This is a genomic window from Flavobacterium aquariorum, from assembly GCF_003254745.1.
Taxonomy (GTDB): Bacteria; Bacteroidota; Bacteroidia; order Flavobacteriales; family Flavobacteriaceae; genus Flavobacterium; species Flavobacterium aquariorum.
Genome location: NZ_QKXH01000003.1, coordinates 185,389 through 207,297, shown reverse-complemented (window position 1 = coordinate 207,297; position 21,909 = coordinate 185,389). Strand labels below are relative to the sequence as shown.

At 33.5% G+C, this 21,909-nt stretch carries 21 protein-coding genes; 11 read left to right on the top strand and 10 right to left on the bottom strand.

The features are described 5' to 3' along the window. Nucleotides 1-268 precede the first annotated feature (268 nt). The 5 genes from DOS84_RS06255 (at nucleotide 269) to DOS84_RS06235 (ending at nucleotide 5,617) form a co-directional block, all read left to right on the top strand. Nucleotides 269-967, top strand: coding sequence for a DUF1826 domain-containing protein (locus DOS84_RS06255; RefSeq protein WP_111409260.1), 699 nt, complete (start codon nucleotides 269-271; stop codon nucleotides 965-967). A 669-nt stretch (nucleotides 968-1,636) separates the two neighbouring features. After that, nucleotides 1,637-2,443 (top strand): NYN domain-containing protein, encoded by an 807-nt coding sequence (locus tag DOS84_RS06250; RefSeq protein WP_111409259.1) that lies wholly within the window; start codon nucleotides 1,637-1,639, stop codon nucleotides 2,441-2,443. 367 nt (nucleotides 2,444-2,810) lie between these two features. Beyond that, nucleotides 2,811-3,392 carry a non-canonical purine NTP diphosphatase gene (locus DOS84_RS06245; protein WP_111409258.1) on the top strand — a complete coding sequence of 194 codons (582 nt, stop codon included), beginning with the start codon at nucleotides 2,811-2,813 and terminating at the stop codon, nucleotides 3,390-3,392. Between the two features lie 133 nt (nucleotides 3,393-3,525). Further along, on the top strand, nucleotides 3,526-4,476 hold the full coding sequence (locus tag DOS84_RS06240; RefSeq protein ID WP_111409257.1) for a transporter: 951 nt from the start codon (nucleotides 3,526-3,528) through the stop codon (nucleotides 4,474-4,476). Nucleotides 4,477-4,498: 22 nt separating this feature from the next. Beyond that, entirely contained in the window at nucleotides 4,499-5,617 is a 1,119-nt protein-coding gene (locus DOS84_RS06235; RefSeq protein ID WP_111409256.1) for a GTP cyclohydrolase, read from the top strand. 84 nt (nucleotides 5,618-5,701) lie between these two features. On the opposite strand, the gene DOS84_RS06230 is transcribed toward DOS84_RS06235, so the two are convergent. The 3 genes from DOS84_RS06230 to DOS84_RS06220 all read right to left on the bottom strand — a co-directional run bounded on the left by DOS84_RS06230 (nucleotide 5,702) and on the right by DOS84_RS06220 (nucleotide 8,478). Further along, complete coding sequence (locus DOS84_RS06230) at nucleotides 5,702-6,022, bottom strand: panthothenate synthetase (RefSeq protein WP_111409255.1); 321 nt, start codon at nucleotides 6,020-6,022, stop codon at nucleotides 5,702-5,704. Nucleotides 6,023-6,269: 247 nt separating this feature from the next. Continuing rightward, nucleotides 6,270-6,650, bottom strand: coding sequence for a PUR family DNA/RNA-binding protein (locus DOS84_RS06225; protein WP_111409254.1), 381 nt, complete (start codon nucleotides 6,648-6,650; stop codon nucleotides 6,270-6,272). A 67-nt stretch (nucleotides 6,651-6,717) separates the two neighbouring features. Next, the gene (locus DOS84_RS06220) at nucleotides 6,718-8,478 is read right to left on the bottom strand and encodes an ABC transporter ATP-binding protein (RefSeq protein ID WP_111409253.1); all 1,761 of its coding nucleotides are present in this window, start codon (nucleotides 8,476-8,478) and stop codon (nucleotides 6,718-6,720) included. 202 nt (nucleotides 8,479-8,680) lie between these two features. On the opposite strand from DOS84_RS06220, the gene DOS84_RS06215 reads away from it, so the two are divergent. From DOS84_RS06215 to yajC, 3 genes are all read left to right on the top strand, one after another. After that, complete coding sequence (locus DOS84_RS06215) at nucleotides 8,681-9,787, top strand: Glu/Leu/Phe/Val family dehydrogenase (RefSeq protein ID WP_111409252.1); 1,107 nt, start codon at nucleotides 8,681-8,683, stop codon at nucleotides 9,785-9,787. Nucleotides 9,788-10,008: 221 nt separating this feature from the next. Next, on the top strand, nucleotides 10,009-10,920 hold the full coding sequence (gene nusB / locus DOS84_RS06210) for a transcription antitermination factor NusB (protein WP_111409488.1): 912 nt from the start codon (nucleotides 10,009-10,011) through the stop codon (nucleotides 10,918-10,920). Nucleotides 10,921-10,981: 61 nt separating this feature from the next. Continuing rightward, nucleotides 10,982-11,257, top strand: a complete 276-nt coding sequence (gene yajC / locus DOS84_RS06205) for a preprotein translocase subunit YajC (protein ID WP_111409251.1) — start codon at nucleotides 10,982-10,984, stop codon at nucleotides 11,255-11,257. A gap of 79 nt (nucleotides 11,258-11,336) precedes the next feature. Here the strand turns inward: yajC and DOS84_RS06200 are convergent, their stop codons facing one another. The 4 genes from DOS84_RS06200 to DOS84_RS06185 form a co-directional block, all read right to left on the bottom strand. After that, entirely contained in the window at nucleotides 11,337-11,915 is a 579-nt protein-coding gene (locus tag DOS84_RS06200) for a hypothetical protein (RefSeq protein WP_111409250.1), read from the bottom strand. Between the two features lie 264 nt (nucleotides 11,916-12,179). Further along, nucleotides 12,180-12,743 carry a YdeI/OmpD-associated family protein gene (locus DOS84_RS06195; protein ID WP_111409249.1) on the bottom strand — a complete coding sequence of 188 codons (564 nt, stop codon included), beginning with the start codon at nucleotides 12,741-12,743 and terminating at the stop codon, nucleotides 12,180-12,182. Between the two features lie 15 nt (nucleotides 12,744-12,758). Continuing rightward, a complete protein-coding gene (pepT, locus tag DOS84_RS06190; protein ID WP_111409248.1) occupies nucleotides 12,759-14,033 on the bottom strand; it encodes a peptidase T in 1,275 nt (424 codons plus the stop codon). A 172-nt stretch (nucleotides 14,034-14,205) separates the two neighbouring features. Next, entirely contained in the window at nucleotides 14,206-14,961 is a 756-nt protein-coding gene (locus DOS84_RS06185; protein WP_111409247.1) for a hypothetical protein, read from the bottom strand. Nucleotides 14,962-15,481: 520 nt separating this feature from the next. Here DOS84_RS06185 and DOS84_RS06180 point away from each other — a divergent pair. Further along, the gene (locus tag DOS84_RS06180; protein ID WP_111409246.1) at nucleotides 15,482-16,444 is read left to right on the top strand and encodes an ion channel; all 963 of its coding nucleotides are present in this window, start codon (nucleotides 15,482-15,484) and stop codon (nucleotides 16,442-16,444) included. Here the strand turns inward: DOS84_RS06180 and DOS84_RS06175 are convergent. Beyond that, complete coding sequence (locus tag DOS84_RS06175; RefSeq protein WP_111409245.1) at nucleotides 16,434-17,126, bottom strand: SIR2 family NAD-dependent protein deacylase; 693 nt, start codon at nucleotides 17,124-17,126, stop codon at nucleotides 16,434-16,436. The genes DOS84_RS06180 and DOS84_RS06175 overlap by 11 nt on opposite strands. A gap of 63 nt (nucleotides 17,127-17,189) precedes the next feature. On the opposite strand from DOS84_RS06175, the gene DOS84_RS06170 reads away from it, so the two are divergent. Together DOS84_RS06170 and DOS84_RS06160 are read left to right on the top strand one after the other, a co-directional pair. After that, nucleotides 17,190-17,855 carry a TrmH family RNA methyltransferase gene (locus DOS84_RS06170; RefSeq protein ID WP_111409244.1) on the top strand — a complete coding sequence of 222 codons (666 nt, stop codon included), beginning with the start codon at nucleotides 17,190-17,192 and terminating at the stop codon, nucleotides 17,853-17,855. 638 nt (nucleotides 17,856-18,493) lie between these two features. Next, complete coding sequence (locus tag DOS84_RS06160) at nucleotides 18,494-18,676, top strand: hypothetical protein (RefSeq protein ID WP_111409242.1); 183 nt, start codon at nucleotides 18,494-18,496, stop codon at nucleotides 18,674-18,676. 264 nt (nucleotides 18,677-18,940) lie between these two features. Here the strand turns inward: DOS84_RS06160 and DOS84_RS06155 are convergent, their stop codons facing one another. Both DOS84_RS06155 and DOS84_RS06150 read right to left on the bottom strand, forming a co-directional pair. Continuing rightward, entirely contained in the window at nucleotides 18,941-19,708 is a 768-nt protein-coding gene (locus DOS84_RS06155) for a carboxypeptidase-like regulatory domain-containing protein (RefSeq protein ID WP_111409241.1), read from the bottom strand. A 200-nt stretch (nucleotides 19,709-19,908) separates the two neighbouring features. Next, complete coding sequence (locus DOS84_RS06150; protein WP_111409240.1) at nucleotides 19,909-21,834, bottom strand: DEAD/DEAH box helicase; 1,926 nt, start codon at nucleotides 21,832-21,834, stop codon at nucleotides 19,909-19,911. Between the last annotated feature and the right edge of the window lie 75 nt (nucleotides 21,835-21,909).

The following is a 21,909-nucleotide window of genomic DNA, read 5'->3' as shown; positions in this document are numbered from 1 at the left end:
CTTCGTCAATTCATTTCGTTCATATGCAAATCCGAGTTGTCGGGTTGCCCTTTGACTCAATTGAAAATAATATTGAATTCGTACACTAAAACAATTAAATTCAAAATCAGAAATTCTAGTTATGACAGCTATGGCGGTTTTATTTAGGGCATGCAGCCATTTTGGGCTTCTGGTAAAACACTAAAGTATATAACAATAAAAATGCCGCAGCTGCGCGCAATTCCTTATTTTTGTAGTAAATGAAGTAACTAGCTTCTTGCATTATACTATGAGCAATACATTTTCTGACAGCAGCCAAATTGGAGTGGTATCCACTTTTTCTGAACTTGTAGATACTGATTTTAAGGGAGAAATGAATGCATTATGCTGGTACAGAAATTTGGAAGGCGATTTTAAAGAAATTGTAGATAAACTGCAAATAAAAGGAAACATAACGGAAATTTACCCTAAAGATTTATTGGCACTCCAACTATCAGAAAAGGGGATTATAGCAAGGAAAATTATCATAAATGATTTACGATTACTAACAGATTTCGGAGCTTCCCCGTCTCTTAATTTACTTAAATGTTATGAGCGAGATGACGAATTTGATTTCATATCCACTGATGTGTATTCGTATCATGTTGATCGTTCGCCCATTGCAACGGATACTTTTTTATGTACTTATCACGGAGTACCAAGTGATATTATTGCTAATGAACAAGCGGAGCAAAAAATTCTAATTCCTGAAATTCGGAAAAAGCTTAAAGACTTGCATAACGGCCCATCGGAGGAATTTGAAAACTTTTTGGAGGAAAATTATTTTGATTTGCATTATCAGGCGAAATCCCATGTAGTACCTATTAATTTAGGATTGGGACATCTTTGGCGTCTGGCGGTGGATCATCCTAAACAACAAGTGCAACCTTGTATTCACAGAGCACCAATAGAAAATGAAGGGGAATATCGTTTGTTGTTGATTTGTTAATAAAAAGAGAGTTCCAGTTTTGACGAATTATCCAGATTGAGAATTTTGAAAGATTGAACTGTATTTTGGCTTCATAATTTGATAAGTATACAAAATCTGGAAAAATGAAATGATGGATGCAAATGGGGGAGAAATAGTCGGTAACGCTATATTAACCCAGCCAAAAAAAATATTTTTAACAAAAAGTAACAAAAGGCTAAACTTTTTGAAGTTGGATAGTATTTATTTTATGGATGCCTGACGAATCCCTTATATGGGGTCTCTGTCATTGTTAATTAGTTTATTTCTTTATGTCAATTATGAGAACTCATTTGCCCAAGTTCTTTTATGCTTGTTTTCGATGAGTATAGACATAATTAAAAATAATTAAAAACGTTTCATTGTGATATGGCTAACTAAAATAGGAATAACTTTAAGTAAATCTACTTCTGTTTTTCAAAATATATGATAACAAAAAAGCCTGTAAATTTAAGGATTTACGGGCTTTCGATTTCATTTGAAAATGAATTTTCGGAATCGCCAGCTTTCCAATTTCATCAGGGCTAATGCGTGAGACGATATTTTTTTTTCAGTAAAAACACGTATATTTGAATCAGGTTCGATTAATATGACAATAAGAATAATAATTTCAATCTAAAAATTTAGAATCTACAATCTAAAATATAAAAAATGTCTCAAAATACAAAAGAACTAAAACTCGCCATACTTATTGATGCCGACAATGTTCCATACAGCAATGTAAAAGGAATGATGGAGGAAATAGCCAAATACGGAACTCCAACCACCAAACGCATTTATGCCGATTGGACCAAACCAAATGCTAATGGCTGGAAATCGGTTTTGTTGGAACACGCCATTACACCTATTCAACAATATAGCTATACAGTTGGAAAAAATTCTTCAGATTCGGCCCTAATAATCGATGCGATGGATTTGCTATATTCTGATAAGGTGGACGGTTTTTGTATTGTTTCCAGTGACAGCGATTTTACCAGATTGGCTATTCGATTGCGAGAATCTGGAATGAAAGTTATTGGTATGGGCGAGAAAAAAACACCAAATCCCTTTATTGTTTCTTGCGATCGATTCATTTTTATTGAGGTTTTGGAAGGAGCCATCAAAAAGAAAAAACCAAAAACAGCAACAACAGCTCCTGCCGCAGATATTAAAGATGCCAAAGACACCAAAGACACCAAAAAAGTTGTTGAAAAAGAAGTTGCTGTAAAAATTGATAATAAAACCATAGAATTGATAGAAGATACGATCGATGCTATAGGTGATGATGATGGTTGGGCTTTCTTAGGCGATGTGGGAAATCTCATTGTGAAGAAAAAGCCAGAGTTTGACCCTAGAAGCTATGGTTTCTCTAAATTGACTCCCATGCTCAAATCCCTAACCGATATTCTCGAAATAGACGAAAGGGATTCTGATAAAAAAGGAATTAAACATGTGTATGTTAGATTGCGTTATACTTAAATAATACAAAAAAAAAGAGGGCTTTTCATTGCCCTCTTAATTTTTTAAGTTCTGATTTATCATTATCAAACTTATACTTAAATTCGGTATAGCTGACTATTGAGATACTTTTTCTAATATTTTATATTTGTGATATTATATGCTCAAGTAATTAATCAGAACCATATTCAAAGTTACGATATTTTTATGTTTAAAGTATTCTAAAATAGGTTTTTAACTGTGTTTTTAACATAGCGTTTTTTGTCGGTCAAATGGCTGGTTTTTTATTTTTAGAATTAAAATTAGACTACCATTGATAAATCCGCTGTTTCCTTGAGCGCAATAAACTTATATATTTGTATTCTTGAATAATACTAAATGCCAACAAATGAAAATAGTTTTTGCTACCAACAATGCCAATAAAATTCACGAAATACAAAATATGCTTCCTGAAAGTATTGAAATTATTGGCCTGGAAAGTATAGGTTGTTATGAAGAAATTCCGGAAACGGCTGATACAATTGAAGGAAATGCTATTATGAAAGCAAATTACATAACCGAGAAATATGGTTATGATTGCTTTGCCGATGATACTGGACTTGAGGTAGAGGCGTTGAGTGGTGAACCTGGAGTTTATTCTGCACGTTATGCTGGAGAGCAAAAATCGGCAGAAGATAATATGGATAAATTACTTGTAAATTTAGAAAATTCAGCAAATAGGAATGCCCAATTTAAAACCGTAATTACTTTAAACCTAAAAGGAAAGCAATATCTTTTTACTGGAATTGCCAAAGGTGAAATCACTTTAGAAAAAAAAGGAAATCAAGGCTTTGGTTACGACCCGATTTTTAGACCTGAAGGCTATCAGGAAACGTTTGCTCAACTTTCATTAGAAACTAAGAATACTATAAGTCACAGAGGAAAAGCTACTAAAGAGTTAATTGCCTTTTTAGATCAGAATCCACAGTAAAATTTTATTGGAATATTAAATAAAGCAGCCTACACTTTTTTTAATATTCTAAGAAATTTTTAACCAAATGATAGTTACAATAAAATATAGTACATTTGAAATGCGTTATAGCTTTTCACTCAAATAATTCAGTATGTTCAATATCAAAACATTATTTTTTGCTTCCCTTTTTTTAATTCCAACAATTCATTACGGGCAACACACAGATGAAATTAATTCAAATAGGCCAGGTGAATCCATGTCGGCTTTTGCAGTTGGGAAAACGGTTCTTCAAGTAGAAACAGGAGTGTTTGGCATTCAAGAAAGTCATAGTTTGTCTAAGTATGATGCCAATGGTATTGGATTTGATATGGAAGTGCGATATGGTGCATTTTTGGAGAATTTAGAGTTTATTGCAGACATTCAATATGTATATGAAAGCTTTACCTATCCTATGCAGGTTGATGATAGAGCCGATTTTAAACAATCCGTTTTGGGAGCTAAATATTTGATTTATGATCCGAATAAGGGATATAAAAAAGAAGTAAATCTGTATAGCTGGAAAGCAAATCATAAATTCAACTGGCATCAAGTAATACCAGCAGTTGCTGTTTTTGCCGGAGCTAATTTTACAGGTGCCGATAATCCGTTTTATTTTTCCCCAGAATCAGCGATCTCTCCAAAAGTAGCTATCATTTTGCAAAATCATTTGGGTGATGGCTCCTGGGTTTTTGTAACCAATATCATTTCCAATTATATGACTACAGATTATCCTAGTTTAAGTTATATCTTGACTTTGACTAAGGGAATTAATAAAAAGTGGTCTGCTTTTGTAGAAAATCAAGGAATAAAAAGTGATTTTTATAGTGATGCCATCGTTCGAGGTGGAGCTGCCTATTTGATCAATAGAAATATGCAGGTGGATGCTTCGATAAGCACCAATTTTAAAGATACTCCTTCGGTTCTTTACGGAGGTGTTGGAATATCATGGCGTTATGATGGACGATACAAGGAAGTTCGTCTTTTAACAAAAGAAGAAGAAGCTGCCGAAAAAATGGCCAAAAAGACCAAAACCCAAAAGGGGTTTAAAAAAACAAAAAAATAAAAGTAATTCCCCATAAATAAAAATGATTACCATTCAAGAAGCCAAAACTAAAAACGAGTTAATCGAGTTTATAAAATTTCCTTTTTCCTTATACAAAGACAATCCATATTGGGTTCCGCCTATAATTGCCGATGAATTGGAAACATTTGATAAAACCAAAAATCCAGCTTTTAATAGCGCCGAAGCCAATTTTTATGTTGCATACAAAAACAATCGGATAGTAGGCAGAATTGCTACGATCATTAACTGGGATGAGGTTAATCATCAGCAAAAAAGCAAAGTTCGTTTTGGCTGGTTTGATGTTATTGACGATATTGCGGTTACCAAGGCTTTGCTTGAAAAAGTATATGAACTGGGACAAAAGAACAATCTGGAATATGTCGAAGGTCCGATGGGGTTTTCGAATTTGGACAAAGTTGGTGTTTTAACAGAAGGCTTTGACGAATTGGGAACAATGATCACTTGGTACAATCATCCCTATTACGCAACCCATTTTGAACAATTGGGTTATGTGACCGAAAAAGAATATGTTGAAAATAAATTTCCTTTTGCGAACGCCAAACCAGAGTTTTTTGAAAAAATAAATGAGTTGGTTAAAAAAAGATACCAACTAAAACCAATCAATTTCAAATCTACTAAAGACGTAATGCCATATGTGGACAAAATGTTTGATTTGTTTAATGAATCCTACGCTAGTTTATCTTCGTTTGTAGCTATATCGGATGTTCAAAAAGAGTATTTCAAGAAAAAATACATCAGTTTCATTAATCCCGAATACATAAAATATGTGGAGGACAAGGATGGAAATCTTGTAGCTTTTGCAATTGTGATGCCTAGCTTTTCTAAAGCGCTTCAGAAAGCCAATGGTAAATTATTCCCTTTCGGCTTTTTGCATCTACTGAATGCTAGACGAAATAGTAAGGAAGTTGTTTTTTATCTTATCGGTGTACATCCGGACTATCAAAATAAAGGAGTAACCGCAGTGATTTTTAATGAATACTATAAAACATTTTCTGAGAAAGGTATAGAGTACTGTTATAGAACTCCTGAGTTGTCGGATAATATAGCCATTCAATTGATTTGGAAAAATTTTAATCCAGTGGTGCATTGCCGTAGAAAAACGTTTAGGAAATCATTGTAAATAAAATCATTTTTTTTTAAAAAAGAAACCTCTTCATTCAATTTATATGAAGAGGTTTTTAAGTTTAATATGCCGCACCTTTATTTAGATGGCATGAACATCACTCCATTTTTCAGCTAGTTTGTTGAGATTAGCTTTCATCAAATCATCGGGTGTCATTGCAATTCTAATTTCGCAATGTGCTTCAAAATTTAAAAACCAAGGTTCGCAAATAGCAGGAATTGCTGAGGAATCTGGAATATCAACAATCATAACCGCACCTCTATTTCCTTCTTGTTCAGAAAAATAAATGCTTTCTGGTTTGATATCATCAATAACGCGACCAATGATTTCGCCAGCTGTACCATTTCTAACCATTGAGTTGAAAGGCTCAATAGGAAAGATAACATTAATTAACATTTTCATTGTGACTGGATTTAAAGTTAATACTTCTAAAGGTACAAAATAAGTATATTAAAAACATGCATAAACAACTGATAATCAACATATTTTATTTAAATTTTAATTAGAGTATTTTCTTGTTTTTTAATTTGAAAAGTCAAAATGGAGCTTTTAATTCCTATAGGGATTTTTTTTTTGATTGTTTTAAAGCATAAAAAAAAGTCCAAAAATCAAGTGATTCTTGGACTTTTATTAATAAGTTTTTCTCTAATTAAATATCGTCAAATTCGATATCAGTAAAGCTAGAAGTATTTGGAACAATGTCTTCGTCTGTTTTATCTAAAGCATATTCTTTTTTGAAATCTTTTTGGTGTCTTTCTGAAATTACTTCTTCGCCTTTGTGGTTCAAAACGTAAGATGTCATGTCTTCTAGAATTTCTGAAAAAGCGGTAAAATCTTCTTTGTATAAATAGATTTTATGTTTTTTGAAATGAAAAGAACCGTCTTCTTCCGTGAATTTTTTGCTTTCGGTAATCGTAATATAATAATCGTCGGCTTTAGTAGCTCTTACGTCAAAGAAATAGGTTCTTCTGCCAGCTCTTAAAACTTTTGAAAATATTTCTTCTTTTTCTAACATATCATTTTCTCTCATAATCTTATCGTCATTTTTTTATTTAATAGCAATCAAAAATCTTAAAAATATATGTATTATCCAACAATTAAAGCAATTCTTTTTCCGAAAGTTGCTTTAAATAAAGCGCTGCATAATATCCGTCTTGGTTTATTAATTGATTATGAGTGCCTTGTTCAATTATCTTTCCATCTTCAAGAATGATAATTTTATCTGCATTTTTTGCAGAAGAAACCCTATGACTTACTATTATGGTAGTTTTGTTCTTGCATATTTGATATAAATTATTCAAAATGGCCTCTTCGGTTTCGGTATCAACAGCAGATAGGCAATCGTCAAAAAGTAAAATTTCTGGATTCTTTATAATCGCCCTGGCGATAGAGACGCGTTGTTTTTGCCCACCGGAAAGTGTAATTCCTCTTTCTCCCAATATGGTGTCGTATCCTTTGTTAAAACCGATAATGTTGTCATGAACAACAGCGCTTTTTGCCACTGCTTCGACTTCTTGATCGGTAGCATCTTCTTTTCCAAACTTGATGTTGTTTTTGATGGTGTCTGAAAATAAAAAGGCATCTTGGGGAACCACCCCAATACTGTTGCGCAAATCAAACAAGTTGAGTTGACTAATTTCATGATTGTCTATCAAAATTTGGCCACTGGTTACATCATATAATCGGGATAACAAGGCCAAAACGGTTGATTTTCCAGAACCTGTTTTTCCTAAAATTGCCAGAGTTTCTCCTTTATGAACAGTAAAACTTACATTCTGAAGAGCCTTTATTTGAGTGTCTTCGTAGGTGTAACTCACATTGTCAAATGTGATACTGCCTTCTATTTTTGATCTATGAGTATTTTTATTCTGTATTTCTGGTTCTATTTTCAAAAATTCATTCAGTCTTTTTTGTGAAGCTTCTGCTTCTTGAACCATGGAGGAGACCCATCCCAAGGAAGCTACTGGCCAGGTTAGCATATTTACATATAAAATAAATTCTGCAATAGTACCGATACTTTTGATGGTGCCGTGAATGTACATCAAACCGCCAAAATAAATTACAATTAAGTTACTGACACCAATCAGGGCAATCATTAAAGGGCCGAAAAGAGATTGGACTTTTGCTAAACTTAAGCTTTTGCTTTTGCTTTCATTGGCCAAATCGTTAATGTTGGACTGATGCTGATCTTCTAATGAATAGGCTTTTATAACTCGTATTCCCGAAAAAACTTCTTGGGTATAACTGGAAACTTTGGATAAATATTGTTGAAAAGTTGTAGATCTTTTATTGATTTCAGAGCTTAATTTGAAGATGCAATAGGATAATATAGGTAATGGTAAAATAGTATATAAAGTCAATCTTGGCGACACATTGTACATATATCCAATTACGATGGCAAAACGGATAAAGGTATTTATGGTATACATAACAGCAGGGCCAACATACATTCTTACTTTGGAAACGTCTTCGCTTATGCGATTCATTAAATCACCTGTTCGGTTTTGTTTGTAAAAATTTTGAGATAGATTTTCATATTGACGAAAAACTTCATTTTTTAAATCGAATTCGATATGACGGGACATTACAATCAAAGTTTGTCGCATCAGGAAGGTAAGGAAACCAGCTATGATGGTCGTTGCAATAATTAATAAGATATTCGAAATTAATTCTTGGCTTATAACACTGGTGTCTACTGATTTACTTTTGGCAAAAGCCTCAATTTGATTAAAGGACTTACTGATTAATTTTGGAGTAAATAAGGAAAATATTTGTGCGATTATGGTGATAATAATACCAAGTGAAAAGCTGTATTTATACTTAATGAAATATTTGTTTAAATATCGTAATTCTTTCATGTTATAAGAGATTCGCTATTGAATTGTTTTTGTTTTTTATTTAATGTCTGAATTTTAACAATTGGGTTAAAAAATAATTTGTTCTAAATTATTGACAGATATTTATTTTTAAATAAATTTAATGCTGTATGTTTATTTTTTACGTATGTTTGGTTTGTCTTTTTGATAAATTCGTAATTTTTAACTAAAAAAAAATAGTACTATGGATGCTACTGTTACCACTGGAAAAGAACTTCAAAAAATGGATCCAGTTTTTGGACAATTGTCTTTTAATGATCACGAGCAAATTGTTTTTTGTAACGACAAAGATACAGGATTAAAAGCAATTATTGGTATTCATAATTCGGTTATGGGGCCTGCATTAGGAGGAACCCGTATGTTTAATTATGCTAATGAATGGGAAGCTTTAAATGATGTTTTGCGTCTATCTAGAGGGATGACTTATAAAGCTGCAATTACAGGATTGAATATTGGTGGAGGAAAAGCAGTTATTATGGGTGATGCCAAAACTCAAAAAACTCCAGAATTGATGCGTAAATTTGGAGAATTTGTACATTCTCTAAGTGGAAGATATATTACTGCTGAAGATGTTGGAATGGAAACTTCAGACATGGATTTGGTAAGAGATGTTACACCTTATGTGACAGGGATTTCAGAAGAAAGAGGTGGGGCAGGTAATCCTTCTCCAGTTACAGCTTTTGGGGTTTACATGGGAATGAAAGCGGCTGCAAAACAACAATTTGGTTCTGAAAAATTAGAAGGAAAAAAAATATTGGTTCAAGGTATTGGACATGTAGGTGAAACTTTGGTTGAGTATTTGACTAAAGAAGGAGCTCAAGTTATTATTGCTGATATCAATGAAGAAAAATTGTATGAAGTAGCAACAAAGTATGGGGCTCAAATATTTACTGGTGACGATTTATATAGCGCCGATGTTGATATTTATGCGCCTTGTGCCATGGGAGCAACAATTAACGATGCTACCGTAAATAAAATTAAGGCAAAAGTGATTGCTGGTGCTGCCAATAATCAATTGGCTAACGAAAATACACACGGATTGATTTTGCAAGAAAGAGGTATTCTTTATGCTCCAGATTTCTTGATTAATGCTGGTGGAATTATCAATGTTTATGCTGAGTTAGCTCACTACGACAAAGCAGAGATTATGCGTAAAACTGAAAATATCTACAATACGACATTGGAAATTTTTGATTACGCTGTTGCAAATGGTATAACGACTCATCAAGCTGCTTTGACTATTGCACAGAATCGTATCGATTTAAGAAAGATAGAAAACAGTAAAAAATAATTTACAGTTTACAGTTTATAGTCCCAGTTTGAGATCCTAATTTTGGATTGAAAATTGGGACTTTAATTTTATGTTCAATTGAAAACTGCGACTGCGACTGAAAACTATATCAAATAAAGCAGCTATAAATTTTCATTTGAGCGATGAAATTCTTAGTTTTGCAAACTAATTTAAAAAGTTCTTACAAGGTGGTAAATAGAAGACACATCCGCGTTAAAGTCATGCAATCCATTTATGCGATGCATCAAAACGGTTCTGATAATCTGGAAAAAGAAGAAAAATTTCTTTTTTATAGTATTGACGCCATTCAAGATTTATACCTTATCATGCTTTCTTCGCTGATAGAAATATGTAAAAAGGAAACTGTTTTTTTACATCTGTCGAGCCAAAAACATTTGGCTACTAAAGAAGAGCGTAATCCAAATGAAAAATTCATTAAAAACAGTATTTTTCAAATTCTTGCCGAAAATAATTCCCTTAGCATAGCTCTAGAAAATCGTTCGATTAACAATTGGACTTTAAATGATGATTATATTATTCTTCTTTTGAATGCTATAAAAGAAAGTGACTTGTATGCTAAATACATGAGTAACGAGGTAAACACTTTTGAAGAAGACAAAGATTTTATCGTTGATATATTTACGGATGTTATTGTTCCTAACGAAAAATTATATGAATATCTGGAAGATGATAAATTGACTTGGATTGACGATATTCCTTTGGTAAACACTCATATCATCAAACAGTTAAAGGCAATTAAACAAGGCGAAGACGATAACTTCAGAGTTCCGAAATTATACAAGGACAATGAAGATAAGGCTTATGTAAAAGATTTGTTTAGAAAAACAGTTTTAAACGAAACCGAACTGGCCAAAGAATATGTTGACAAAACACCAAATTGGGACAGTGAACGTATTGCCGAAATTGATACTATTATCCTTAAAATGGCTATATGTGAGTTCTTGAAATTCCCTTCTATCCCAGTGAAAGTAACTTTGAATGAGTATCTGGAATTGGCCAAAGAGTATTCAACACCAAAGAGTAGTATTTTTATCAATGGAATATTAGATAATTTGGTAAAAGAGCTTGAAGCAAATAAAAGAATTGTGAAAATCGGAAGAGGTTTGATGTAAAAATTAAATTCTAAATTTTACAATAAAATAAAAACAATTAACAAAAACTAAATTTTAAATTATGGGACAATTACAACAGTTTTTACCATTTCTATTAATGTTTGTGGTTATTTATTTCTTTATGATCAGACCGCAACAAAAACGTGCAAAAAACGAAAGAGAATTTGAAAGCGCTTTGAAAGTAGGGGATAAAATAATTACCAAAAGTGGTATTCACGGGAAGATATCAGAAATTGCTGATTCTACTGTAGTTATTGAAACAATGGCTGGAAAATTGAAAATGGAGCGTTCTTCAATTTCTATGGAATTAAGTGCAACTTTGAATAAAAAAGAGTAGTCAAGAAACTATAAAATTTAAAATCCCAAATTCCGATTTTCTAATTGGAATTTGGGATTTTTTTATTTGGAATTCAGTATTATTTTTTCTTACTCTTTTTGGCTTTTTTAGCTTTAGCTTTAGCTTTTTTCTCTTTGATTTTAGCTTTTAGCTTGGCTTTTTTTGCTTTCTCTTTTTTTAATTTCTTAGCTTTTTTTGCTTTTTTCTTGGCTTTTTCTTTAGCCTTGGCTTTTTTTGCTTTCTCTTTTTCTTTTTCCTTCATTTTTGATTTTTTTTTCTTTTTCTTTTTATCTTCCTCTTGAGTTATTACAGATGCTGCTTCTGTTTCCGTTTTTCCAGCAGTAGGGACTTTAATGTCGCTTTTTACAATTCCAGTTGCAGGGGCAGTGACTTTGGCTCTGCTGGACCTTGTTGTGCTTCGTGTAGCAGTTGATTTTACAACTGTCGGTTTTGTTTTGGCACTTGCAACAGTTGTTGTTGTCTTAGGTACCACTGTTTTTACAGTTGTGGGCTTTGTGGTTGTTGCTCTGGCAACGGTTGATCTTGTTGTTCTCGGTTTTACAACGGCAGGTTTACTAATTTCTGGTTTTTCTTCTTTTGCCTTATCGGGACTGACTACTTTTTCTGGAATTGCTTTTTCGTCTTTTTTTTCTATCATAATAGTACTATTGATGGGTTATTAATTACTTTATTTGTATTCAAGACGTGGAGTTGTGTTCTTCTAAATCATTTGGCATTAATTAATTGTCGGTTTTGTATTAACAAATATAATGAATATTTGGAAGTTGTAATGTTAATATTTTGCTGATTTTTAAATGGTTAGATTTAGTTTATAGAGGCGAAAAAATTAGCGCTTTGAACAAAAAAATCCCAAATTCCGATGCGATGGAATTTGAGATTTCTGTATTGGAATTTTACTTAACTATCTGTATTTATCATTTAAACCAATATTGTTTAAAATCATTAGTTTTATCTTTTCAATTCTGGAAAGTTTAGTTTCTTCGCGTTTTGCTGTTTCTATATACTCCACAAATTCCTTTTGTTTATAAGGACTGAATTTCAGGAAAGCTTCTTTTAAATCGCTATCAGAATCTAATTCGTTTTGCAATAGTGTTGGTATTTTAGTTTCAGTTTTTGTTTTTTCAGGCTTGATTATTTTTCCCTCTTTTTCATTTTCTATAGCTTCCTGAATATAGTCTAAAATCTCTATTTCGTTAATTTCTTCCTTGGATGTAAAACGCCATTGTCTCAATGATTTGGTAACTCCTTCGTTAGCATTAATCAGATTTTTCTTTTCATCTTTTAAAAATGCACCGTTGAAAAACCAAAGTGTAAAAAAATTTTTGAATCCTCCAACTCCAATTACATTTTTGTTGTTGTATACGTACACGCAACCGCCCCATTTGTTGGTTTCAACCAATTCAGTTTTGGATATAATTGTTTTTAAAAGATCTATTTCGGTTTCCCATTGATCGTTTTGAGTCATAGAAAAAGAAAGGTTTTAGCGTTTTTTGGACACGGTTTCTTTTTTTAAATAGTCGCCTTTGGCGGTCAATTCGGCAATTCGTACGATGACATTTACAGCTTTTTGCATACTTTCCACCGGAACGTATTCGTATTTTCCATGAAAATTATGTCCGCCAGCAAAGATATTTGGGCAAGGCAATCCTTTATAAGACAATTGGCATCCGTCGGTTCCTCCTCGAATCGGTTTTATGAGTGGTTTAATACCAAGTTCTCTCATTGCTTTTTCGGCAATAAAGACAATATGTTTTACAGGGAGCACCTTTTCTTTCATATTGTAATATTGATCTTTAACTTCTGCAATAACAATGTCTTCTCCAAATTTTTTGGCAAATCGCTTGTTGAATTTTTTAGTGATTTTGGTAATTAAGTCTTTGCGTTTTTCAAATTTAAATTTGTTATGATCGCGAATAATTAGTTCTAATATTGTCTCTTCAATACTTCCCGATAAATGATGAACATGAAAAAAACCTTCGTAACCTTTAGTTTCTTGAGGAGTTTCGTCTTTAGGTAGTTCATTGATGAAATCATTGGCTATTAGCATGGAATTGATCATTTTTCCTTTGGCATAACCAGGGTGAACGCTTTTTCCCTTGAAAATTATTTTGGCACCTGCAGCATTGAAATTTTCATATTCCAATTCGCCAACTTGGCTTCCGTCCATCGTATAAGCCCATTCAGCTCCAAATTTTTGAACATCGAAATGATGAGCGCCGCGACCTATTTCTTCATCGGGTGTAAATGCAATTCTGATTTTTCCGTGTTTGATTTCAGGATTGTTAATCAGGAATTCCATTGCGGTTACAATTTCGGTAATTCCTGCTTTGTCATCGGCACCAAGTAGGGTTGTTCCATCTGTCGTGATAAGTGTTTGCCCTTTATATTGCAATAAATCTTTGAAATAAAAAGGGGAGAGGATGATATTTTTTTCGGCATTCAACACAATGTCTTTACCGTCATAATTGGGAACAATTTGTGGTTTTACATTTGCACCAGTGAAATCAGGGGTAGTATCAAAGTGTGAAATGAATCCAATTGTAGGTACTTCATGATCTACATTGCTAGGTAATGTTGCCATGATATAGGCTTTGTCGTCAATGGAGACATCTTGGAGTCCAATGGTTTTTAATTCTTCAACCAATTTATTGGCTAAATCCCATTGTTTGGCTGTGCTGGGTGTAGTGTTTGAGCTTGCGTCTGACTCGGTGTCTATGGTTACATAGCTTACAAAACGATCAATTATATGTTGCATGGTATTTATTTTTGAGCAAAGATAAACATTTTTAAAAAGGAGACTGTTGGTTTTAAATGGTCTTGTTGTAGTGTGTTTAAATAAAAAAAATCCGCTTATAAAACGGATTTTTTTATTTAAAATTGGATAAAAGTTAGTTTTGATTTGGTTTGGTTTATTTTTGGTGTTAATTTTATTTGGCCTCTTTTTCTGCCGCTATTTTAGCATCGGCTGCTGCTTTTTTAGCAGCTTCAGCTTCTGCTTTTGCAATTTGTTCTTCTAATAGAGTAGATTTCTGCAATGCTAATTTTGCAGACTCTGCTAATTTTTGATCAGCTTCTTCTTTTTCTTTTTTTAGCTTTTCAACATCTTTATATAACTTTTCTTGAGCATCTTTGGCTTTTTCTGCTTCTTTTTGGTACGCGGCTATTTTTTCATTAGATAATTTTTCCGCTTCTTTGGCTGCTTTTGCATCAGCTTCAGCTTTTGCTTTAGCGGCGATAGCTTCTTCTTTGGCAACTTTTGCGTCAGCTTCTGCTTTCGCTTTTGCTTCGATAGCTGCTATTTTTGCAGCTTCTTTAGCTTCAGCTGCGCCTTTAGCTTCAGCTTCAGCTTTTACTTTGGCAGCTATAGCGGCCTCTTTTGCTGCTGCTATTTTGGCTTGTTCTGCTGCTTTTTTGTCGGCTTCGGCTTTTGCTTTAGCAGCTTTTTCTTCGGCTACTTTGGCATCAGTGGCTGCCTTTTTTTCTGCTTCTATTTTTGCTAAATAAGCTTTTTCTTGATCTTTTAAATCTTGCATTTGTTTTTTAAAATCAATTGGTGCAGTTTCTGTTTTAGCAGCAATTGTAGAAGAACTTTCTGCACTTACAGCTTCATTTTTGGATTCTTGTGCAAAAAAACTTTCGGAAAATGTTAGAAGAACAATGATTAAGGATAATTTTAAGTTCATGATTTTGTGGTGTTTGGTTAAATTTTGGATTAGTTTAGGAAAGACAAATATAACTTTTTTTTCATTTTTTTAACTTTTTAGGTAAAAATTATTTTTATTTTTCGTTAAAAGGTGTTTTTTTACAATTTTAGCTGTCTTATTAGGAAAATTTAAGAGAGGTTATTTAGAAGACAAGTCCTCTTTAAATAAAAAAAATCTGCCAGTTACGGCAGATTTTTTGTGAAAAGGGATTGAGATTTATTCTCCCTTTTTAGTGTTTTCTTTACTTTTATCAGTATTCATCATTTCCATAAGTTTAGGCCTAATAATCTACTCATGGATTCGTCTACACCATTGCTTTCAGAAATAAGTAAATCTGGAATGACTTTGATTTCTGATTCTTTCTTGAAATTATTTTGAACCTTTTTGAGTATTAAATTTTGAATCCATTTCTTTAGTTTTTTATCAGAATCAGGTAAGAATTTATGTTATTGTTAAGTAGAATTTATTGCCTAATTTGCAGTTAATAAGGAATTGAAATATGGCATTATTTAATCGATTGAATTTAAAAGCAAAATCTCTAGTCAATACTGGATTTGGTGCCAGCGCATCTAGTTATGGTGGTCGTTTTATTAATAAGGATGGCTCTGCAAATACAGTTAAAAAAGGTATAGGATTTTTGGACAGAATCAGTTGGTACCACACCATGCTGGATATGTCTTCCTGGAAGTTTCTTTCGATTCTCTTGTTGTTTTATATTACGATAAATTTTGTATTTGCATTGCTTTATTTTGGTATTGGTATTGAGCATCTTAATGGTATTCAAACGAACGATGATGTGTGGGTGCAATTTGGGCAGGCTTATTTTTTTAGTGCCCAAACGTTTACCACAGTAGGGTATGGGCATATCAGTCCAACAGGTTTTTATACGAGTGCCTTGTCTTCTGCCGAAGCTTTGATGGGGTTGTTGAGTTTTGCCATTGCCACGGGTTTGTTTTTTGGAAGATTTAGTAAACCTTCTATTTTTTTGAAATTTTCCCACCACGCCATTATTGCTCCTTTTAATGATGGTAAGGCATTAATGTTTAGACTCGCTCCTTATAAAAACACCAATTACATTGATGCGGAAGTCAATGTAACTCTTGGAATGAAAATTGAGGAGAATGGAGTTATGACGAATAAATTTTACACTTTGGATTTGGAATATCAAAAAATAAATTCACTTGCACTGAGTTGGACATTGGTTCATCCAATTACTAGTGAAAGTCCTTTGTATGGATTGGTTGCCTCAGATTATGAATCGATTTCAGGTGAAATTATTGTAATTATCAAAACATTTGATGATATGTTCAGTACTACGGTTGCAACTCGGACTTCTTATGTTTTTGAAGAAGTTGTTTATGGAGCCAAATTTAAATCAATGTATTCACAAAGTGAAAATCATCAAAGTACTGTTCTGGACTTGGGATTGTTGAATTCGTTTGATAAAGTTGTTATAGATTAGTTTGCAGTTTTTCTTTTAAAATTCGCACGCCTTCTGAAGCGATACTCGGAATTACTTCAATAGGATTTCTAAGATTTGGTATTTTTATGGGTTTTGGGTCGATATAATAAATAGGAGTTTTTTTTGGAGTAAAATCAATTAAACCTGCTGCTGGATAAACCTGTAATGAAGTGCCAATAACTGCAAAATAGTCGGCTTGTTCTGTGATTTCTATTGCTTCCTCCAGTGCTGGGACTTGTTCGCCAAACCAAACAATATGTGGACGAAGTTGATTTCCTTGTTGGTCCACATCGCCAAAATTCAAATCGTTTGGCCAATCCAAGATATAGTTTTCATTTTTGGAACTTCTCACTTTTAATAATTGGCCATGCAAATGGGTGATGTTTGTACTTCCTGCTCGTTCGTGTAAATCATCCACATTTTGCGTGATGATGTAAACGTCAAAATCATTTTCCAATTCAGCTAAAATCTGATGACCTAAATTGGGCTGTACGTCTTTTAATTGTTGGCGTCTTTGGTTATAAAAATCAAGTACCAATGCTGGATTTTTGCGCCAGCCTTCGGGAGTGGCAACATCCATTACATTATGACCTTCCCATAATCCATCACTATCGCGAAATGTTTTGATACCGCTTTCGGCGCTAATTCCGGCTCCGGTAAGAACCACTAATTTCTTTTTCATCTGTAAAACATTAGATTATAAAACTACTCTTTTTTAGTATTTTTGCCAAAAAAATAATGAGCGATGATTGATTTGGATTATCTTGATTTTCTTGAGAATATTTTAACTGATAACAGGAAAGAAAATTTTTTGAGAGTATTAAAAACTAGGACAAAACACTTTACGATTGCTGTGGAAGATGTTTTTCAGATGCATAATGCTAGTGCAGTGATGCGTAGTTGTGAGGTTTTTGGGATTCAGGAATTGCATGTCATTGAGGAACGTTATGGTAAACGAATCGATAAGGAAATTGCGATGGGTGCCCAAAAATGGGTAGATATTTCGACTTACGACAGTGTTAAGAATTGTATAGACACATTAAAAAATAAAGGATATCAAATTATTGCCACTACACCACATGAGAATGATTGTTTGCTAGAGGATTTTGATATTTCCAAACCCAGTGCTTTGTTTTTTGGAACTGAAAGAGATGGATTATCGGAAGAGATTCTTCAAAATGCAGATGGTTTTCTTAAAATTCCGATGGTGGGTTTTACAGAGAGTTTGAATATTTCTGTTTCGGCATCGATTATTATTCAGAATCTGACTAATAGGTTGCGGAATTCAGATATCGCTTGGGAAATGACTGAAGAAGAAATTTTGGGGAAGAGATTGGATTGGGCTAAAAAGTCGATTAAGGATATTAAGAGGATTGAAGCGAGGTATTATGAAGAAAATCCAAAAAAATGAAATTCAATTTCAATAGCAATTACAAATTTCAAAACTCAAAAAACTATTTTAGTTAGAAGTGCGTTTTAGTATTGCTATTGAAATTTTAAGACTGGAATTGTCAGTTTTATTTGTGTTTTTGTGAAGGGAAAAATATTGAGCGGCAAAGTTTCCAATTTTACTAAAATCGATAATTTGAATTAAATAGATTGAAAAAATATTTTAAATATCTGATTTATCTTTTTCTGGTTTTTGGTCAGATGGTTAATGATTGTGCTTTATATTCACAATCAAATTCAGTAGATTATTATCAATTTTCGAATGTAATTCTCAGAAGCGAATCGATTAATAACGGTTCCAATTTATATGTATTCGGTCAGGTGAATTCACCTAAAAAAACTTCCTTTTCAATTCCTTTTGCTTGTCTCGAATTTAAGGATATTTATAGTTTTCAAATTCGAGTTCTTTTAAAAACAAGAACACTACTTTATCAAGAGTTAAGATCAATTACAACTCAATCCATCTTTATAAATGAGATGATTACTTCGAGAAACTCATATAAAAGTTTATACATAGCCTAGACATTAATTTTCTATGCATTTATGCAATTCTATGCATAAGTTGATAAAACAAATGTATAATCATTTATCATTTACAAAATGTATAAACATAATAATAAAACGCGTTTGGAGAAATCTAAACAGCCTATTCTTTGGGCAAAAAGAAAATTTATTCTGATTATTACTGCTTTTATGGTCGGGATGTCGAACGGGTTAAGTGAGGGAGACACGATGATTAATAGTAGTCAAAATCAAATAGAACAACAACATAAAAAAGATTGATTTGAATGTCTTTAAATACGTTTTCAGCACCATATAAATAAATATTTTTTGTTAAAGTTCTTGGTTTACGTGAGCGTGAGGGATTACTTCACCATATATTTATTTTTATAGGAGTTCAGTGAATTTCATTTGAAGCAAGCTACCAAAGTAGCGCGGATAGCCCGACAGCATAAAGGAAAGGGACCGACTCACCGTTGTTCAATGAGTAGGTCCCTTTTCTTGATGGTGGCACGCCTAAATAATCAGAAATTAGATAATTCTTGGCTATTTTTTCTTCAGGATTTTGTACTGTTCGTAACAACCGCTTATGGCATCCATGATTTGAAGGTCATTTGCGGATTTGATAAAAGCTTCGGAGTAACTGCATCTGCTTAATATTTCGGCAATTTCATCTTGGGAAACGCCAAGAAGTAATGAAATAGTTTCTCTGTCGTATTTGGTTTCCAGAAGGTTTCTGACGGTGTCGTCCTTTCGCATTTCTCGAAGTTTTTTGAGTTGCTGGGGCCTTTTTCCGAAGAAATTGTAAAGCATATCGGCGGGATTAAATATGGAACCCAATACTTTTCCAAATGCTTCGGGTGCGTATTGTCCAGCTTCGTAACCTTGGCCTAAGCCGGAAATGCTATAACGGTAGTCTTCTTTTATAGGGATTAATTTGGAGTCGATTTCAAGATAACCAGTTAGGTAATATGGACTTATCACAACCTCGTGTAGCGGAATTGCTTTTTGGGTTAGTTGGATAGTCGTTTTTTTGTTTTTTATCCAGTCATTGGTAACGCGAACACGTAAGGATTCGTAGCCAAGAAGAGTTATGTGTAAGGTATCACTTTGGGTAACTGCCAGTTCAAAGTATCCTTTGTTGTCTGTAGTGGTTCCTGTAACCTGATTAATGTTGATGATATTTACGCCGGCTAAAGGGGTACCTGTGTTGTCGGTGATAATAGTACCGGAGATTTTTGTTGGAATCTCAGTGGTTTGTGCTACTGAACTTATGGAGGTAACTAAAAATAAAAAAAGTACAAAATATTTCATAAACTGATTTAAAACTTTAAAAGTAGTAAAACGGGATTAAATATTTTGTTGTTCCCTTATAATTATAAGAAAATTAACAAACTGCAAATATTGTTAAGCTTAATAGGCCTTTTTTTAATGAGGTTTTCGTTAATGCCAATGTATGGTAAAAAAAAATCTCCCGAATGTTCGGGAGATTTATATTTGAATTGCTTATTGTATTAGTCTCTTCTTGGTCTTCTTGGTCTTGAAGAATCGCCAAAGCTTTCAGAGCGTCTTGGTGCTCTTTCTGAAGAACCTTCTCTCGAAGCTCTGTCAGATGAAAAACCACCTTCTCTTCTTGGAGCAGCTGAACTTCTTTCAGATCTGAAACCACCTTCTCTAGGAGCAGAACCTCTGTCGTTTCTAAATCCGCCTGATCCTTCTCTTCTTGGAGCAAAACTTCCTTCTCTTCTTGGAGCAGAACTTCTTCCGCCACCAAAACCAGCACCAGAACTTCTTCCGTTGTGATCACGTCTTCCGCCACCATCATTTTTGGAGATTTCAACATTGATACGACGTCCTTCTAATTGTACGTTGTTCAATATTTCCATTACTTTATCCGTGTGTTCTGGATCTGTGTTGAAGAAAGAGAAACCTTCTTTTACATCTACTTTGAAAACGTCATCGCGTCCTAAGTCTAATGTTTCTTTTAAGTAGTCTTTTAATGACATCCAATCGAAATTGTCTCTTGAGCCGATGTTTACAAAGTATCTTGTAGCACCACCATTGTTATTTTCTCTTGGAGCTCCATCTCTATCGTCACGCTCACGTCTTTCGCCAGATTGGCTAGAGATGTCACGATTCTTTTTGTAGTAAGCAATAAAACGGTTAAATTCTACCGATACCATTTTCTTGATTAATTCTTCTTTTGATAAACCTTCCAATACATTATTGATAGCTGGTAAGTAGTTGTCAATTTCGTGATCAACTTCAGTATCCTTAATTTTATTGGCTAAGTGTAGCAATTGGATTTCGCAGATTTCAATTCCAGAAGGGATTGTTTTTTCTTCGAATTTTTGTTTGATGATTCTTTCGATAGATGAAATCTTACGCAATTCACTTTTTGTAACAATTACGATAGAAGTTCCTAATTTACCAGCACGACCAGTACGACCTGAACGGTGATTGTAAGTTTCGATTTCATCAGGTAATTGATAGTTTACTACGTGAGTTACATTGTCAACGTCAATTCCACGAGCAGCAACGTCAGTTGCAACTAGCATTTGGATTTGTCTTCCTCTAAAAGATTTCATTACACCGTCACGTTGTGCTTGAGATAAATCTCCGTGCAATGCAGCAGCGCTGTATCCGTCTTCGATTAATTTCTCGGCAACAGCTTGTGTGTCACGTTTTGTTCTACAGAAAACTACTGAGAAAATGTCTGGATTAGCATCAGCCAAACGTTTCAAAGCTTCGTAACGATCACGCGCGTTTACTAGGTAAAATTCGTGTGATACGGTAGCTGAACCAGAGTTTTTAGTACCTACTGTAATTTCAATAGGATCAGTCATGAATTGTTTTCCAATTCGTGCCACTTCAGCAGGCATAGTTGCAGAAAACAACCATGTGCTTTTTTCGTCAGGCGTAGTAGAAAGGATGTTTACGATGTCTTCGTAGAATCCCATGTTCAACATTTCGTCTGCTTCGTCAAGAATGCAATAGTTAATTTGAGAGATGTTTACTAATCCTCTATTAATCATATCTTGCATTCTACCTGGAGTCGCTACTATAATTTGTGCGCCTCTCTTAATGTCTCTCGCTTGTTCTGTAATGCTAGCCCCACCGTAAACTGCTACTACATTAATACCTTTTTCGTATTTAGAGTAGTTTTTAAGCTCGTTGGTAATCTGCAAACACAATTCACGTGTAGGAGATAAAATCAATGCTTGCGTATTTCTATTGTTGGCATCAATTTTCTGAATAACTGGAAAACCAAATGCTGCCGTTTTCCCTGTCCCTGTCTGAGCCAACGCAACTAAATCTGTGTCTTTTTCCAATAATAGGGGAATCGCTTTCTCCTGTACTTCGGTCGGATTCTCAAATCCTAGATCTAAAATCGCCTTCAGTAACGATTCACTCAATCCTAATTGTTCAAATTTATTCATATATATTTTTAAAATAGGGTGCAAAATTACTGTTTATAATCCATATAAACTAATGCTATTTTAAGAATTAGGTTT

Excerpts from the sequence above, each read along its gene's own strand:
- DOS84_RS06220 (WP_111409253.1), bottom strand. The coding sequence starts at position 8,478 with ATGAAAGAATTACGATATTTAAACAAATATTTCATTAAGTATAAATAC.
- DOS84_RS06245 (WP_111409258.1), top strand. The coding sequence starts at position 2,811 with ATGAAAATAGTTTTTGCTACCAACAATGCCAATAAAATTCACGAAATA.
- DOS84_RS06235 (WP_111409256.1), top strand. The coding sequence starts at position 4,499 with ATGATTACCATTCAAGAAGCCAAAACTAAAAACGAGTTAATCGAGTTT.
- DOS84_RS06225 (WP_111409254.1), bottom strand. The coding sequence starts at position 6,650 with ATGAGAGAAAATGATATGTTAGAAAAAGAAGAAATATTTTCAAAAGTT.
- DOS84_RS06185 (WP_111409247.1), bottom strand. The coding sequence starts at position 14,961 with ATGAACTTAAAATTATCCTTAATCATTGTTCTTCTAACATTTTCCGAA.
- DOS84_RS06255 (WP_111409260.1), top strand. The coding sequence starts at position 269 with ATGAGCAATACATTTTCTGACAGCAGCCAAATTGGAGTGGTATCCACT.
- yajC (WP_111409251.1), top strand. The coding sequence starts at position 10,982 with ATGGGACAATTACAACAGTTTTTACCATTTCTATTAATGTTTGTGGTT.
- DOS84_RS06150 (WP_111409240.1), bottom strand. The coding sequence starts at position 21,834 with ATGAATAAATTTGAACAATTAGGATTGAGTGAATCGTTACTGAAGGCG.
- DOS84_RS06170 (WP_111409244.1), top strand. The coding sequence starts at position 17,190 with ATGATTGATTTGGATTATCTTGATTTTCTTGAGAATATTTTAACTGAT.
- DOS84_RS06195 (WP_111409249.1), bottom strand. The coding sequence starts at position 12,743 with ATGACTCAAAACGATCAATGGGAAACCGAAATAGATCTTTTAAAAACA.
- DOS84_RS06240 (WP_111409257.1), top strand. The coding sequence starts at position 3,526 with ATGTTCAATATCAAAACATTATTTTTTGCTTCCCTTTTTTTAATTCCA.
- DOS84_RS06250 (WP_111409259.1), top strand. The coding sequence starts at position 1,637 with ATGTCTCAAAATACAAAAGAACTAAAACTCGCCATACTTATTGATGCC.
- DOS84_RS06200 (WP_111409250.1), bottom strand. The coding sequence starts at position 11,915 with ATGATAGAAAAAAAAGACGAAAAAGCAATTCCAGAAAAAGTAGTCAGT.
- DOS84_RS06230 (WP_111409255.1), bottom strand. The coding sequence starts at position 6,022 with ATGAAAATGTTAATTAATGTTATCTTTCCTATTGAGCCTTTCAACTCA.
- DOS84_RS06180 (WP_111409246.1), top strand. The coding sequence starts at position 15,482 with ATGGCATTATTTAATCGATTGAATTTAAAAGCAAAATCTCTAGTCAAT.
- DOS84_RS06215 (WP_111409252.1), top strand. The coding sequence starts at position 8,681 with ATGGATGCTACTGTTACCACTGGAAAAGAACTTCAAAAAATGGATCCA.
- DOS84_RS06160 (WP_111409242.1), top strand. The coding sequence starts at position 18,494 with ATGTATAAACATAATAATAAAACGCGTTTGGAGAAATCTAAACAGCCT.
- DOS84_RS06155 (WP_111409241.1), bottom strand. The coding sequence starts at position 19,708 with ATGAAATATTTTGTACTTTTTTTATTTTTAGTTACCTCCATAAGTTCA.
- DOS84_RS06175 (WP_111409245.1), bottom strand. The coding sequence starts at position 17,126 with ATGAAAAAGAAATTAGTGGTTCTTACCGGAGCCGGAATTAGCGCCGAA.
- nusB (WP_111409488.1), top strand. The coding sequence starts at position 10,009 with ATGCAATCCATTTATGCGATGCATCAAAACGGTTCTGATAATCTGGAA.
- pepT (WP_111409248.1), bottom strand. The coding sequence starts at position 14,033 with ATGCAACATATAATTGATCGTTTTGTAAGCTATGTAACCATAGACACC.